The organism is Actinoplanes italicus (assembly GCF_003001815.1).
GTDB lineage: Bacteria > Actinomycetota > Actinomycetes > Mycobacteriales > Micromonosporaceae > Actinoplanes > Actinoplanes italicus.
This window is the reverse complement of sequence record NZ_PVMZ01000034.1, coordinates 18,623-30,998: the sequence shown is the minus strand read 5'-3', so window position 1 is coordinate 30,998 and position 12,376 is coordinate 18,623. Positions and strand designations below refer to the sequence as shown.

The following is a 12,376-nucleotide window of genomic DNA, read 5'->3' as shown; positions in this document are numbered from 1 at the left end:
CGGGCACCCACACCGCGATGTCAAGGCTCACGCCGTCTCCGCCCGCCGTAGAGGTGGCGCCGATGGTCGACGTCGCGGGACGGTCGGCGCCGGTCGAACTCCTCGGGCCGCACCATGGTGTGCCCGACCCGGATCAGCCAGTCCTCGTAGTGCCAGGTCAGCCCGCAGCAGGAACCGGCGGACCGGAAGTTGGCGCGGTACTGGCCGAGCTGCCGCGGACGCAGCCGGAACAGCCGGTCCGATCCGCTCGGGTACGGGAAGACCGTGAAGCCGGGCAACCGGTCGACCGTCAGCACGTCGCCGTCTCTGTCGATCCACAGGCCGACCTGATGGGACACCTCGGTCCCGCCGCCACGTAACCGTTCGGTCCGCGTGTAGCCGGTGGCCTCGTCGGCGATCACGTCGTGAAGCACCACGCCGGCGTCCGGCAGTTCCGACGGCAGCCGCACCGGAACGGACAGTCCGCGACGGGCGTTCGCCTCGGCGGCGCCGCGACCCGAGGCGCTCCACCGCACGCGCACCCGCTGGATGGTGATCACGGCTCACCATGGCGTACCGCCGGTCCGCGGGGCCACCGGATTTCCGCGACCGGACCGCCGGCCGTGCCTCGGAAACCGGAGGACACCGATTCCGGCACGCATTCCCGGCCTGGGGTACGGCCGGCGGGCTCGGGGTCACGACGAGAGGCTGCGGGTCAGAGCGGGGATCATGACCGCGGCGGCGACGACGTGCAGGGCGATCAGCGCCAGGACCGTGGTCGTGGTGGCTCCGGAGAGCGCGGACGGCACGAACGAGAGCACGGTCAGTGTCACGGCCGTCCAGCGGAAGTGGACGGCGGGGCGGGGGCTCCAGCGCAGCAGCGCCGCGGCGATGACGACGCCGACGAGTGAGAAGAGGCCGGTCATCACGGCGAAGCCGGGCAGCGGGATCGTCTCGCCGCCGTCGGGGATCTCGAAGTCGGCACCCGCGGCACCGGCCAGGGCGGCAGCGGCGGTGGTGAGGACCATCGCGGCGAGGGTCGCGAGGAGGCCGGTGCCGGCGAGGCGCGGGAACCGGCGGGTACGGGCCGCGGCCGGGACGGCGACGGCGGTGTCATCGGTGCTGGTCATGGTTTCCTCCAGGATTCCGGGCGTGACGATGTGGACCGTCGCGGTACGACGGCCGGGGTTGCGCAAGGCTCGGACGCCGGTGCCGTGGAGCCAGAACGCGGCGTCGCGTCCGAGGACGGGTCCGGGCCGGCCGTCGCGCAGCTCCAGCTGCACACGGCCGCGGGTGACGACGGCGAACGCGTGGCGCCATTCGGCGGCGACCACCTCGACTCGCGCGCCGCCGGGCAGCGCGAGCGTCCGCACGCCGGGCTACTCGGTGCCGTCGGCCGGCAGGCGTTCCGGGAGGCCGAGGCTCGGGAACCGGTCGGCGTGGAAGATGGTGACCTCGGTGATGGCCCCTCCGCTGATGCGCAGGACGTCGATCGTGAGCGGCAGGTACACACCCTCGCGCTCGCGCCAGTGGTAGGCGGCGACGGCCGGTTGCCGGTTCGCGGAGGTGAGGACGGTCCGCAGGCCGGTCATGCTCTCGAAGCCGTCCTCGATCCAGTTGTTCACGACCGCGTCGCGGCCGACGTACAGGCCCGGCAGCGGCGGCATCGAGAAGCGGACGTCGTCGCGCAGCATCGTGGTGATCGCTGTGATGTCGGTGGTCACGCTCGCCTCGGTGAAGCGGCGCACCAGCTCGCGTGTCCCGGAGTCGTCCTCGCCGCCGGTCCAGTCCTGCCGCTCGGCGGGCAGGTGCTCGCGCATACCGGCGCGGGCCCGCTGCAGGGCGCTGTTGACCGAGTTGACGGAGTCGCCGAGCAGCTCCGCGACCTCCTTCGCCGGCCAGCCGAGCACGTCGCGCAGGATCAGCACGGCCCGTGGGCGCGGGGCGAGATGCTGGACGGCCACCAGGTACGCCAGCTCGATCGTCTCCCGTGCGACGGCCATGCTCTCCGGCTCGTCCGCGTCCCCGGCCGGCAGCTCGTCGAGCAGCCGGTCCGGGTACGGCTGCAGCCACACCGCCTCGCCGCCGGTCGCCGGTTCGGGGCGGTGCTTGGCGAGGAAGTCGAGGCAGGCGTTGGTGGCGATCCGGTAGAGCCAGGCACGGAACGTGGACCGGCCCTGGAACGTGTCGCGCTTGCGCCAGGCCCGCAGGAACGTCTCCTGCACGGTGTCCTCGGCGTCCTCGAACGAGCCGAGCATCCGGTAGCAGTGCACGTGCAGCTCCCGCCGGTGGCGCTCGGCCATGCCCGAGAACGCCGGCTCCTCGATCCGCGTGTCCGCACCCATCACGTCATCCTCCGTCTCGTCGTGTCCCTTCGCACGTATGACGGGCGCGGCCGCGGAAACTCATCACACCGCGTGGACTCAGCGCTCGGTGGGCGTACCGGAAAGGGATTCGAGGAATCCGGACCACCGCTCACCGGAAGAGGGATTGCCGGGCGCCAGGTGATGGCCCTGCCGGAAGGCGCGGAAGGCGGCGCCGGGCAGGCGGACCGGGACCACCCGCCTGCGGCTGCCGATCGTCTGAAGGTAGGAGCGGAACAGGTCCGGCGTGTGCAGCACCTCGGGTCCGCCCAGGTCGGCGACGCGTCCGGCGGCGGGCGGGGCGTCGGCGAGTTCGGCGATGCGGGCCGCGACGTCGTGGGTCGAGATCGGCTGGACCGGTACGTCCGGGGCCGGCACGAACGGCAGTCTGGCGGCGAGGCGCGCACCGCCGAGGACGAAGTCGTGGAACTGGGTGGCCCGCAGGGTGGTGCCGCCGTACGCCTCGATCAGGCCCTCGACCTCGAACTTGACGCGGTAGTACGGGAACGGGATCCGGTCCACGCCGACGATCGACACGAAGATCACGTGCGGGTGGCCGGCGCGGGCGGCCGCGTCGAGCAGGTGCCGGGTGCTCTGAACGTCGGTCTTGCCCTGGGCGCGGGTGTCGCTGGCGCAGTGCACGATCGTGCCGACGCCGTCGAGGGCCGCGTCGAGTCCGGCGCCGGTGACGAGGTCGCCCTGGTGGGAGGCCTGTCCGGCACGCCGGCTGAGGCCGCGGACCTCGGCGCCGAGGGACTGCAGGAGGTCGGCCACCGGGCGGCCGAGGGCGCCGGTCGAACCGGTGACGAGGATGCGATTCATATCCACAGGACGAGTGGGCGCGCGCGAATGTGACAGCCGTCGCGGCGTGGATCCGGGACCGGCCGGTCCCGGATTCTGATTGACTCCGGTGCATGGACTACGTGTTGCGGCCGGCACGGCGGGACGGCGCGGAGTGGTCGCTGGTCGCCGAGGCGCCGGACGGCACGGTCGCGGGCTGGGCGGCGCTGCGGTCGTGGACCGAGGACGACGGCGTCCACCTGTATCTCACCCAGGGTGAGGTGCGGCCGTCGGATCGGCGGCGCGGGCTCGGCGGGCGGTTGCTGGACGCGACCGAGACGGCCGCGGCCCGGCTGGTCGCGGAGCGTGGGGTTACCGCGACGGTGATGCTCGGCGGCAACGCCGACGACGGGCAGGACGATCGGATGGCGCTGCTGGCCGGGCGTGGCTATCGGCGGACCTTCACGATGGTGTGGATGTGGCGGGAGGCGTCACCCGTACCGCGGAGGCCGATGCCCGCCGGGTTCGAGGTGCGGACCGCGACCGTCGACGACGCCGGGGCGTGGCGGCGGCTCGCCGAGCGGGCCTGGGCCGGGCGCCCGTTCATCGTCCTGCCTTCGGAGGAGCGACTGCGGTCCTGGCTGGAACGCTCGGACCGGGCGTCGTTCCTGGTGGCGACCGCGGGGGAGCGGGTCGCCGGGTTCGTCGCGGTCTCCGGTGACGAGATCGAGGACGTGGCCGTGGACCCGGACTTCCAGCGTCGCGGCCTGGCGTCGGCGCTGCTCGCCCGGGCGCTGGAGAGGCTCGGCGGCCCGGCGAGGCTGCGGACCGAGGGGCACGACCCGGCCGGGGCGCGCAGCCTGTACGAGCGGTTCGGGTTCCGGGTCGTCTCCCGGCACCACCGCTATCGCAAGCCGCTCGCCTGACGGGCCGCGTGCTCGATCGCCCACTCGCCGACCGCGATGATCAGGGGGAGCAGGGAGCGGCCGGCGTCGGTGATCGCGTACTCGACGTGCTGAGGGGTCTCCTCGCGGCTGATCAGGCCGTGGGACTCCAGGTTGCGCAGCGTGCGCGTCAGGATGCGGCGGGAGAGGCCTTCGATCGTACGATCGAGTCGGTTGAACCCGGACGGGCCGCCGTCGCGGAGGATGACCAGGACCAGGACGCTCCACTTCTCGCCGACCATCCGGAGGATGTCGGTGGCCGCGCACGTCTCGCGTTCGGCCGTGGTCACGGGCAGCGGCAGGACCGGTGACATGGATGTGCCTTCTTTCGCGGGCAGGCCGGGCGGACAGACGATCCCAGTATGCGCACTGTGGTGATCGCGGGTGGCACCCGCGGAATCGGCCGGGCCCTCGCCGACAGGCTGACCGGCTGGAACGTCGTGGCGCTCGGCAGCGCCGACGCCGACCTGTCGTCGATGAAGGACACCAGGGCCCTGATCGGCCGGCTGCCGGAGCGGATCGACGCCCTGGTCCTGTCGGCAGGCCGGTTCTCCTCGCGGCGGATCGTCACCGGCGAGGGCCTGGAACGGACCTGGGCGATCGGGGTCGTGGCCAAGTATCTGCTGGCCGACGGACTGCGTCCGGCTCTGGAACGCGCACCGCGACCGGTGATCCTGAACCTGTGCGGGGTCGGCGGCATCCGGGCGGGACGGATCCACTGGGACGACCCGCAGCTGACCGGCGGCTATTCGCTGCTGACCATGACCATGCAGGGCGCGCGGGCGAACGACCTGCTCGGAGCGGGGTTCGCGCAGCGGTATCCGGGCAGTCCGGTCCGGTACGTGCTGTACAACCCGCTGTTCGTGAACAGCGGCATGCACCGCTACTTCGACCAGCCGCTGCGTTCGGTGATCGGTGTGTCCGCGGCGCTGTTCGGGACGTCACCCGCGAAGGCCGCGACACCCCTGGCCGAAGTGCTGGAGGAGCCGCCGTCGGCGCCGCTGACCGCGCTGCGCCGGGGCAGGCCGGTGCCGCTCCCGGATCCGGCCGACGCCGCCCGCTTCTACGACCTGATGCAGGCCACCCAGAAATGACACCGGCTCGCCAGAGAACAGGGCATCGACCCACGGCTGATGCTCACCGAGCGGTCCCGGCTGTATCTTGCGGGTCTTGCGGCGGGTCCCGGCGCGGGAGGCTCCGGAGCGGGAGGATCGGATGGCGACGACACGATCGGCGGGGATCCGCGGCCTGGCGGCGATCGCCGGGCGACGCGGCACTGAGCCGGCCGCGCTGGTCCGCGCGGTCGGCCTGAACCCGGCCGTCCTCGACCACGACGACATCCCGGTCGCCGACCACCGCCTGGCCCGGCTGCTCGACCACGCCGCCCGCGAGCTCGGCCTGCCCGACCTGGGCCTGCGGATGGCCGCCGAGCACGACCTCGGCATGCTCGGCCCGGTCGCCGCACTGCTGGCCAACTCGCCGACAGGTGCCGACGCGCTGCGCTCGGCCGTGCGCTACCTGGCCGTCCACGCCGACGCGCTGCACCTGACCGCCGTGCCCGACCCGCTCGGGCAGCCCGGCGTCGCCGCGATCGGGCTCGCCTGGAACACCGGCGGGCCACCGCTGGTGCACCTCATGGACGCCGGGCTCGGCTTCCTGCACCGGGCCATGTGCCTGCTGCTCGGTGACGGGTACGGCCTGCTCGACGTCCGCCTCGGCTACCGGCCGCACGCGTCCCTGGCCACCTACGAGCGGTTCTTCGGCGTTCCCGTCACCGCCGGCGGCGCCGCCTGCACGCTGCGGGTCCGCGACGAGGTGTTCCGGATGCCGATCGCCGGGGCCGACGCCGGCCTGCACCGCCGCGCCGAGGCCTCACTGACCGTGCTGTCCCCGTCCGACGCCGACGTCCTGGGCCGGGTCCGCGAGTTGCTCCGCTGCGGCCCGGTGTCGCTGACCGCCGTGGCCGGGGCGCTGGCCATGCACCCGCGGACCCTGCAACGCCGCCTCGACGGCCACGGCATCGGGTTCGCGGCACTGGTCGACGGCGTCCGCCGCGACGAGGCCCGTCACCTGCTCGCCGAGACCACCATGCCGCTGCAGGAGGTGTCGGCCCGGATCGGGTTCGCCGAGCAGGCCACCCTCACCCGCGCCTGCCACCGCTGGTGGGGTGCCGCCCCGCGCAGCATCCGCGGTGAGGTTGTCGTCCCGGGTCAAGACCGGCGGGCGGTGGCGATCCCACACTGAGAGGTCTCAACGTGAAGGAGGCGCGATGGCACAGACCACCGATGTGCTCGTCGTCGGTGCCGGAATCTCCGGGATCAACGTCGCCCACCGCGTCCGGCAGGCCCGCCCCGACCTGACCGTGCGCATTCTCGAGGCCCGCGACGCGATGGCCGGGACCTGGGACCTGTTCCGCTATCCCGGCGTCCGCTCCGACTCCGACTTCTTCACTTTGTCCTTCCCGTTCCGGCCGTGGCGCGGCGCGGAGTCGATCGTCGACGGCGACCGGATCCGCGACTACATCACCGACACGGCTCGCGAGACCGGCATTGACAAGATCATCTCGTACGGCACGCGCGTCACCGGCGCCGACTGGTCGACGGCCGACTCCCGCTGGCACGTCAGCACCGACCAGGGCGAACACGTCGCCAGCTTCCTGGTCTTCTGCACCGGCTACTACGACTACGACGACCCGCACGACCCCGAGATCAAGGGTGACTTCGCCGGGCAGCTCGTGCATCCGCAGTTCTGGCCCGCCGACCTCGACCACTCCGGCCGCCGCGTCGTGGTGATCGGCTCCGGCGCCACCGCGGTCACCGTCGTGCCCGCCATGGCCCGCGACGCCGCGCACGTCACCATGCTGCAGCGCACCCCCACGTACGTGCTCGCCCAGCCACGCCGCGACGTCATCGCCGACTGGCTGCGCCGGATCCTGCCGGCCGGGCCCGCCCACCGGATCGCCCGCGCCAAGAACATCACCATGCAGTGGCTGCTCTACCGCGCGTCCCGGCGCTTCCCGGACCGGATGCGGGCCCTGCTGCGCAAGGGTGTCATCGCCGGAACCGGGTCGGAGGCCATCGCCGACCGTGACTTCGCACCGCCGTACGCCCCTTGGGACCAGCGGCTGTGCATCGTGCCCGACGGCGACCTGTTCACCGCGGTCCGCGACGGTTCGGCGTCGGTCGTCACCGCCGAGATCGACCGGTACGTGCCCGAGGGCGTACAGCTCAAGGACGGCCGCATCCTCGAGGCCGACATCATCGTCACCGCCACCGGGCTGCGCCTCAAGCTGCTCGGCGGCGCCGACATCCGCCGCGACGGCGAACCGGTCGACCTGCCGGGCAGTGTCGCCTGGCACGGCGCGCTGCTCAGCGGCCTGCCCAACCTCGGCGTCTGCATCGGATACATCAACCTGTCGTGGACGGTCCGCTCCGACATGACCGCCCGGCTCATCGCCCGGATCCTGAAGCACATGGGCGACACCGGCCGGACCGTCGTCGAACCGATCGCGCCCGGCGATCTCGGCGAGACGTTCCCGTTCATGGACATGCAGTCCGGTTACCTGCGGCGGGCCGCGCACCTCATGCCCCGGGCCACCGCACGGTATCCGTGGGCGATCCGGCAGGACGTGATGGCCGACGCCCGCGCCACCAACCGCGCCGACCTCACGAACGGACTGGTGTACCGATGAGAGCCGTGACCGTGCACGACACCGTCCTGTCCGTCGTCGAGATGCCCACTCCGGCGCCCGGCCGGGGTCAGGTGCTGCTGAAGGTGCTGCGCACCGGGATCTGCGGCTCCGACCTGCACGTGCGTGTCGAGGCCGACGGCAGTGCCGACATCGCCGCCGAGGTCGGCTACCCGCATTTCATGCGCCGCGAACACTCGGTCGTCATGGGTCACGAGTTCACCGGCGAGATCGTCTCCTACGGGCCGGGTTGCCGGGCGCGGTGGAGGGCCGGCAGCCAGGTCGTGACGTTGCCGCTGCTCCGGGTCGACGGCGAGGTGCACATGACCGGGCTGTCCGAGGCCGCACCGGGCGGCTACGCCGAGTACGTCCTCGCCGACGAGGACGCGCTCCTGCCCGTACCCCATGGCCTTGATCCTGATCTTGCGGCTTTGACCGAACCGCTCGCCGTCGCCCGCCACGCCGTCCGGATGGGCGGCCTTCGCCGCAGAGACCCGGCCGTCGTGATCGGTTGCGGTCCCATCGGGCTCGCGGTGATCCTCATGCTCAAAGCCGCGGGCGTACGCCACGTCGTGGCCAGTGACTACTCGCCAGGCCGGCGCGAGCTGGCCCGGCAGTGCGGCGCCGACGTGGTCGTCGACCCCGCCACCGACTCGCCGTGGAAGCGTCTCGGCGACCGACCCGGCCTGGTGACCAGCGCACCCGAGTACTACGGCGCGGGCCTCGAGGCGCTGCACGCGCTGCGGGCCGTGCGCCTGGTGCCGTGGCGCCGGGTCCTGCGGGTCGCCAAGCGCCTCGGCGCGGGCCCGCGCGGCCCGGTCGTGTTCGAATGCGTCGGCCTGCCCGGCGTGATCGAGGAGATCGTGTCGGCCACCCCGTTCCTGTCGACGATCGTGGTGGTCGGCGTGTGCATGCGCCCCGACACGTTCCGGCCCACCATGGCGATCAACAAGGAACTGCAGATGCGGTTCTCGTTCTGCTACGACCCGGCCGACTTCGACGAGACCCTGCACATGATCGCCCGTGGCCGGGTCGACGCCCGCCGTCTGATCACCAAGGTCGTCGGCCTCGACGACGTGCCCGCGGCCTTCGAGGACCTCGCCGCGGGCAGAGAGGCCAAGGTGCTGATCGACCCGTCGCTAGGATGATGACTCAGCCGGACAGCCGTCCCGGGGAGCCCGAGAGCCGTATCCGATGCCCCCGATGCGGCTCGCCGGTTCACACCCCGACCACGAGAGCTCTCTAGAGTGATCCGGATGAGACTTCGCCACGTGACCGTCGACTGCGCCGACCCGTACGAGCTGGGCACGTTCTGGAGCAGGGTGACCGGCTGGCCGGTGTCCGGCCAGGACGAGCCCGGCGACGACGAGGTGCTGGTCGAGGCCCCCGCGCCGGTGCCGGGCCTGCTGTTCATCCGCGTCCCCGAGGGCAAGACCGTCAAGAACCGTGTCCACTTCGACTGGCAGCCCACCGACCGGTCCCGCGACGAGGAGGTCGACCGCGTGATCGGCCTCGGCGCGAAACTGCACGAGGACCATCGCGGACCCGAGGGCCGGGGCTGGGTCACCCTGCTCGACCCGGAGGGCAACGAGTTCTGCATCGAGCGCGGAGCCGTCACCTGATCTTCCGTTACGTCTTCGTTATCGGAAACCAGAACCAAGTCAGCGGACGACGCATCACACCTGACGAACCGAGTGGGAAAGGGAACCCTCCAATGCATCGTCCGGTCCAGATCCTCGTCGTCGCCGCGCTCGTCAGCCTCACCGCCGCGTGCAGCAGCGGCCCCCAGCACGTCGACGGCGCCGCCGCCCCCGCAGGTCTCGCCTCGCCCGCTGCCTCGCTGACGTCGGAGCCGGCTGCCGTCCCGTCGGCCGTATCGAAGTCCCCGACGCCGTCGAGCCCTCCGCCCAGCCGGACGACGAGCACCGCCCTCACCGACCTGACGATCGACCCCGACCGCATCGGGCGGCTGAGGATCGGCATGAGCCTGACCGCGGCCAAGGCGACCGGCCTGATCGTGGTCATCCCCGGCCAGGAGGACCGCGGGCCCGAGGGATGCGTCGCCGCCTACTGGAAGGGCCGGTCCGAGGACGACGGAATGATCTTCAATGGGAAGTACGGGCTGCGCGCGCTCGGTTCGTTCGGCAACCAGCGGACCCCGGAGGGCATCCGGCCCGGCAGCACCCTGGCCGCGGTGCGTGAGGCATACCCGAGGCTGACCTGGCGCGTCGACGGCGACGAGACGACCGACGCCGAGCGGACCTCAGGTGACGTGCTGGTCGACGTGGTGAAGGGCGACGGCGCGCACTACCGGATCAACATCCAGGACAGCAAGGTCACGAGCGTGGGGCTGGAGAGTGACCGCGCCGGCTGCTACGAGTGACCCGTCAGGCGTCCCTGCAGGAAGCGGTCCGGGCGGGCCACCGTGACACTGCCCGGCCGGGCGGTCAGGAGCCCGTCGAGGTCGGCGATCGGCAGGCAGCCGGGTGCCGGATCCGGGCGGTCCAGGGCGAGCAGCACCGCACCGGCGGGGATACCGGCGGTCACGGTCCGGGGATCGACACCGTGGCCGATGTACGCCCACCGGTACCCGACGACGTCGTCCAGACGCTGCGGCGGCCCGCCACCGACACTGACCCGTGGATTGGGCAACGGCCGCCCCGCTCCCGGCAGGCGACCCGCAACGGAGCGGGGCAGCCTGCGGGCCGGTAGCGGCCGGGCCCCGAGCCCGGCGAGCGGCGCCAGCATCCGTAGCACCAGCCGGGTGAGGCGCACCGTCGTACGACTGCGGGACTGCACGATCCGTCCCATCCGCGACGCCAGCGTCGTCATGGCCTCGACGTCCGGCCGGCGTTCGCGTTCGTAGCCGTCGAGCAGCACCGGATCGGCGCCGCCGGCCACGTCGGCGAGCCGCCACGCCAGCGCGGCGGCGTCGCGGATCCCCATGCCGAGACCGGCGCCCGCGAACGGCGGCATCACGTGGGCGGCGTCGCCGGCCAGCAGCACCCGGCCGGCGCGCCACCGCTCGGCGGTCCGGGCGTGGAAGGTGAACACGGCCGCCCGGTCGATGTCCAGGCCACCGGGATCCACCCAGGCCCCGACCAGTGAACGAACGGTCTCGTCAGCCGCCATCCGGTCCGGGTCCTCGCCGGGCAGCAGCATCCACTCCCAGCGCCGGCGGTCACGCTGCGACATGGCGACGCACGGACGCGCCGGATCCAGCACGAACGCCACACTCGACGCGATGTCGGCCGGCTCCCGGTTCGACGCGTCGACGACGAGCCACGGCTGTGGATAGGTGTCGCCGGGAAAGCCGATCCCGGCCGCCGTGCGGACCGTACTGCCGAGGCCGTCGCAACCGACCAGCCACCGCCCGGTGACGCGGCCGCCGTCGTCGAGGACCGCGGTGATCCCGTCGTCGTCCTGCTCGACAGCGGTCACGCTGCGCCCGGCCAGGATCCGCACGTTGCCGGTGCCGGTGGCGGCGGCGCGCAGGCCGGCCTCCAGCGCGGGCTGGTCGAGACGCGCGATCTGCGGATGCCCGAACACCCGTGCCGTCTGCTCCGTCATGAACAGCGGCCGGTGCCGGGCGTCCATCACACCGTTACGGTCCACCGGCGTCGCCCACGCCTCGGCCGGTGGCAGGCCCGGCACCAGGCTCAGCGCCCGGATCGCCTCGGCGTCGAGCACGGCGGCGCGGGGTTTCGGATACGGCCGGTGCTGCGGCTCGACCACGACGGTCGCGACGCCCCGGCCGCCGAGCAGCGCGGCCAGCAACGCGCCGACCGGGCCCATGCCGGCGACGATCACCGTGGCACGCTCGTCGTTCACCGGGGGCGCCGGTGGTACATCCGCCGGTTCGGGTCGTTCATCGCGCCGCGGTAGACGCCGTCGCGCAGCTCCGAGATGTAGCCGTCGAGTTCCGGCATGCCCAGCAGTGTGGCCGCGGCGATCTCGGCCTCCACGTCGTACGGCACCCGCACGAACTGCAGCGAGAACGGCGCCGCCGTGGTCGAGCCCATCACGCCTTCGAGGATCACGTAGACCGGTGTCGGGTCGTTCATGCTGTTGCCGACGCTGCCGGTGTTGAACAGCGTCAGGTTCTCGCCGGACACCTCGTAGAACGGGTCGTGGGTGTCGCCGTAACCGACCACCGACGGCACCGGCCCCTCACCGGTGGCCGGGGTGCTGGCGAACATGCCGAGGAACTCCTGTTCGTCGTGATCGAACCGGACCCGGCGGTGCACGGTCGTCGCCGACGCGTGGAACAGCCGCACCCGCCGCCCGCTGACCAGGAAATCGTGACAGAACGGCAGCGCACGCAGCCACTCGCCCTGACCCTCGCCGAGTTGCGCCAGCCACCAGGCCAGCCCTTCACTGTCGAACTCGCGATCCGGGTCGGGCAGGAAGTCGTCCCAGTTGCCGAGGATGTTGACCTCGCACCGCTCCCGGCAGACGTCGATCACCTCCCGGCCGCGCGGGCCTTTGCCCACGTAATCGCCGAGGTTGAAGATCCGGCTGATGCCGCGGGCGTCGATGTCGGCCAGCACCGCCTCGAGAGCGGTCAGGTTGCCGTGCACGTCCGAGATCAATGCGATGCGCTCCACCGCCCCGACCCTAGC

General features: G+C 72.4%; 14 protein-coding genes. 7 read left to right on the top strand and 7 right to left on the bottom strand.

Going from position 1 to position 12,376, the window contains the following annotated elements:
• Positions 1-20 precede the first annotated feature (20 nt).
• From CLV67_RS46545 to CLV67_RS46530, 4 genes are all read right to left on the bottom strand, one after another.
• Positions 21-539, bottom strand: a complete 519-nt coding sequence (locus CLV67_RS46545; RefSeq protein ID WP_239166791.1) for a hypothetical protein — start codon at positions 537-539, stop codon at positions 21-23.
• A 135-nt stretch (positions 540-674) separates the two neighbouring features.
• Positions 675-1,352, bottom strand: a complete 678-nt coding sequence (locus CLV67_RS46540) for a DUF6069 family protein (RefSeq protein ID WP_106330404.1) — start codon at positions 1,350-1,352, stop codon at positions 675-677.
• Positions 1,353-1,358: 6 nt separating this feature from the next.
• Positions 1,359-2,324: an RNA polymerase subunit sigma-70 gene (locus CLV67_RS46535; RefSeq protein WP_106330403.1), complete on the bottom strand. Its 966-nt coding sequence runs from the start codon at positions 2,322-2,324 to the stop codon at positions 1,359-1,361.
• Positions 2,325-2,402: 78 nt separating this feature from the next.
• Positions 2,403-3,164 (bottom strand): SDR family oxidoreductase, encoded by a 762-nt coding sequence (locus CLV67_RS46530; protein ID WP_106330402.1) that lies wholly within the window; start codon positions 3,162-3,164, stop codon positions 2,403-2,405.
• Positions 3,165-3,256: 92 nt separating this feature from the next.
• Between CLV67_RS46530 and CLV67_RS46525 the strand changes: the two genes are divergently transcribed.
• A complete protein-coding gene (locus CLV67_RS46525; protein WP_106330401.1) occupies positions 3,257-4,048 on the top strand; it encodes a GNAT family N-acetyltransferase in 792 nt (263 codons plus the stop codon).
• On the opposite strand, the gene CLV67_RS46520 is transcribed toward CLV67_RS46525, so the two are convergent.
• A complete protein-coding gene (locus CLV67_RS46520; RefSeq protein ID WP_106330400.1) occupies positions 4,027-4,380 on the bottom strand; it encodes a winged helix-turn-helix transcriptional regulator in 354 nt (117 codons plus the stop codon). The genes CLV67_RS46525 and CLV67_RS46520 overlap by 22 nt on opposite strands.
• 48 nt (positions 4,381-4,428) lie before the next feature.
• Between CLV67_RS46520 and CLV67_RS46515 the strand changes: the two genes are divergently transcribed.
• The 6 genes from CLV67_RS46515 to CLV67_RS46490 all read left to right on the top strand — a co-directional run bounded on the left by CLV67_RS46515 (position 4,429) and on the right by CLV67_RS46490 (position 10,137).
• Positions 4,429-5,160 carry a Rossmann-fold NAD(P)-binding domain-containing protein gene (locus CLV67_RS46515; RefSeq protein WP_106330399.1) on the top strand — a complete coding sequence of 244 codons (732 nt, stop codon included), beginning with the start codon at positions 4,429-4,431 and terminating at the stop codon, positions 5,158-5,160.
• Between the two features lie 121 nt (positions 5,161-5,281).
• A complete protein-coding gene (locus CLV67_RS46510) occupies positions 5,282-6,310 on the top strand; it encodes an AraC family transcriptional regulator (RefSeq protein ID WP_106330398.1) in 1,029 nt (342 codons plus the stop codon).
• A gap of 25 nt (positions 6,311-6,335) precedes the next feature.
• Entirely contained in the window at positions 6,336-7,757 is a 1,422-nt protein-coding gene (locus CLV67_RS46505) for a flavin-containing monooxygenase (protein ID WP_106330397.1), read from the top strand.
• Positions 7,754-8,902, top strand: a complete 1,149-nt coding sequence (locus CLV67_RS46500; protein WP_106330396.1) for a zinc-binding dehydrogenase — start codon at positions 7,754-7,756, stop codon at positions 8,900-8,902. The genes CLV67_RS46505 and CLV67_RS46500 overlap by 4 nt, the downstream gene beginning before the upstream one ends.
• 108 nt (positions 8,903-9,010) lie before the next feature.
• Complete coding sequence (locus CLV67_RS46495) at positions 9,011-9,376, top strand: VOC family protein (RefSeq protein ID WP_106330395.1); 366 nt, start codon at positions 9,011-9,013, stop codon at positions 9,374-9,376.
• A 92-nt stretch (positions 9,377-9,468) separates the two neighbouring features.
• Complete coding sequence (locus tag CLV67_RS46490) at positions 9,469-10,137, top strand: hypothetical protein (RefSeq protein ID WP_106330394.1); 669 nt, start codon at positions 9,469-9,471, stop codon at positions 10,135-10,137.
• On the opposite strand, the gene CLV67_RS46485 is transcribed toward CLV67_RS46490, so the two are convergent.
• Positions 10,128-11,585, bottom strand: coding sequence for an FAD-dependent monooxygenase (locus tag CLV67_RS46485; protein WP_106330393.1), 1,458 nt, complete (start codon positions 11,583-11,585; stop codon positions 10,128-10,130). The genes CLV67_RS46490 and CLV67_RS46485 overlap by 10 nt on opposite strands.
• Positions 11,582-12,361 (bottom strand): metallophosphoesterase family protein, encoded by a 780-nt coding sequence (locus CLV67_RS46480; protein WP_106330392.1) that lies wholly within the window; start codon positions 12,359-12,361, stop codon positions 11,582-11,584. The genes CLV67_RS46485 and CLV67_RS46480 overlap by 4 nt, the downstream gene beginning before the upstream one ends.
• Positions 12,362-12,376 lie beyond the last annotated feature (15 nt).

Coding starts and splice junctions, on each gene's coding strand:
- CLV67_RS46490 (WP_106330394.1), top strand. CDS start 9,469: ATGCATCGTCCGGTCCAGATCCTCGTCGTCGCCGCGCTCGTCAGCCTC.
- CLV67_RS46530 (WP_106330402.1), bottom strand. CDS start 3,164: ATGAATCGCATCCTCGTCACCGGTTCGACCGGCGCCCTCGGCCGCCCG.
- CLV67_RS46505 (WP_106330397.1), top strand. CDS start 6,336: ATGGCACAGACCACCGATGTGCTCGTCGTCGGTGCCGGAATCTCCGGG.
- CLV67_RS46515 (WP_106330399.1), top strand. CDS start 4,429: ATGCGCACTGTGGTGATCGCGGGTGGCACCCGCGGAATCGGCCGGGCC.
- CLV67_RS46500 (WP_106330396.1), top strand. CDS start 7,754: ATGAGAGCCGTGACCGTGCACGACACCGTCCTGTCCGTCGTCGAGATG.
- CLV67_RS46520 (WP_106330400.1), bottom strand. CDS start 4,380: ATGTCACCGGTCCTGCCGCTGCCCGTGACCACGGCCGAACGCGAGACG.
- CLV67_RS46495 (WP_106330395.1), top strand. CDS start 9,011: ATGAGACTTCGCCACGTGACCGTCGACTGCGCCGACCCGTACGAGCTG.
- CLV67_RS46525 (WP_106330401.1), top strand. CDS start 3,257: ATGGACTACGTGTTGCGGCCGGCACGGCGGGACGGCGCGGAGTGGTCG.
- CLV67_RS46510 (WP_106330398.1), top strand. CDS start 5,282: ATGGCGACGACACGATCGGCGGGGATCCGCGGCCTGGCGGCGATCGCC.
- CLV67_RS46535 (WP_106330403.1), bottom strand. CDS start 2,324: ATGGGTGCGGACACGCGGATCGAGGAGCCGGCGTTCTCGGGCATGGCC.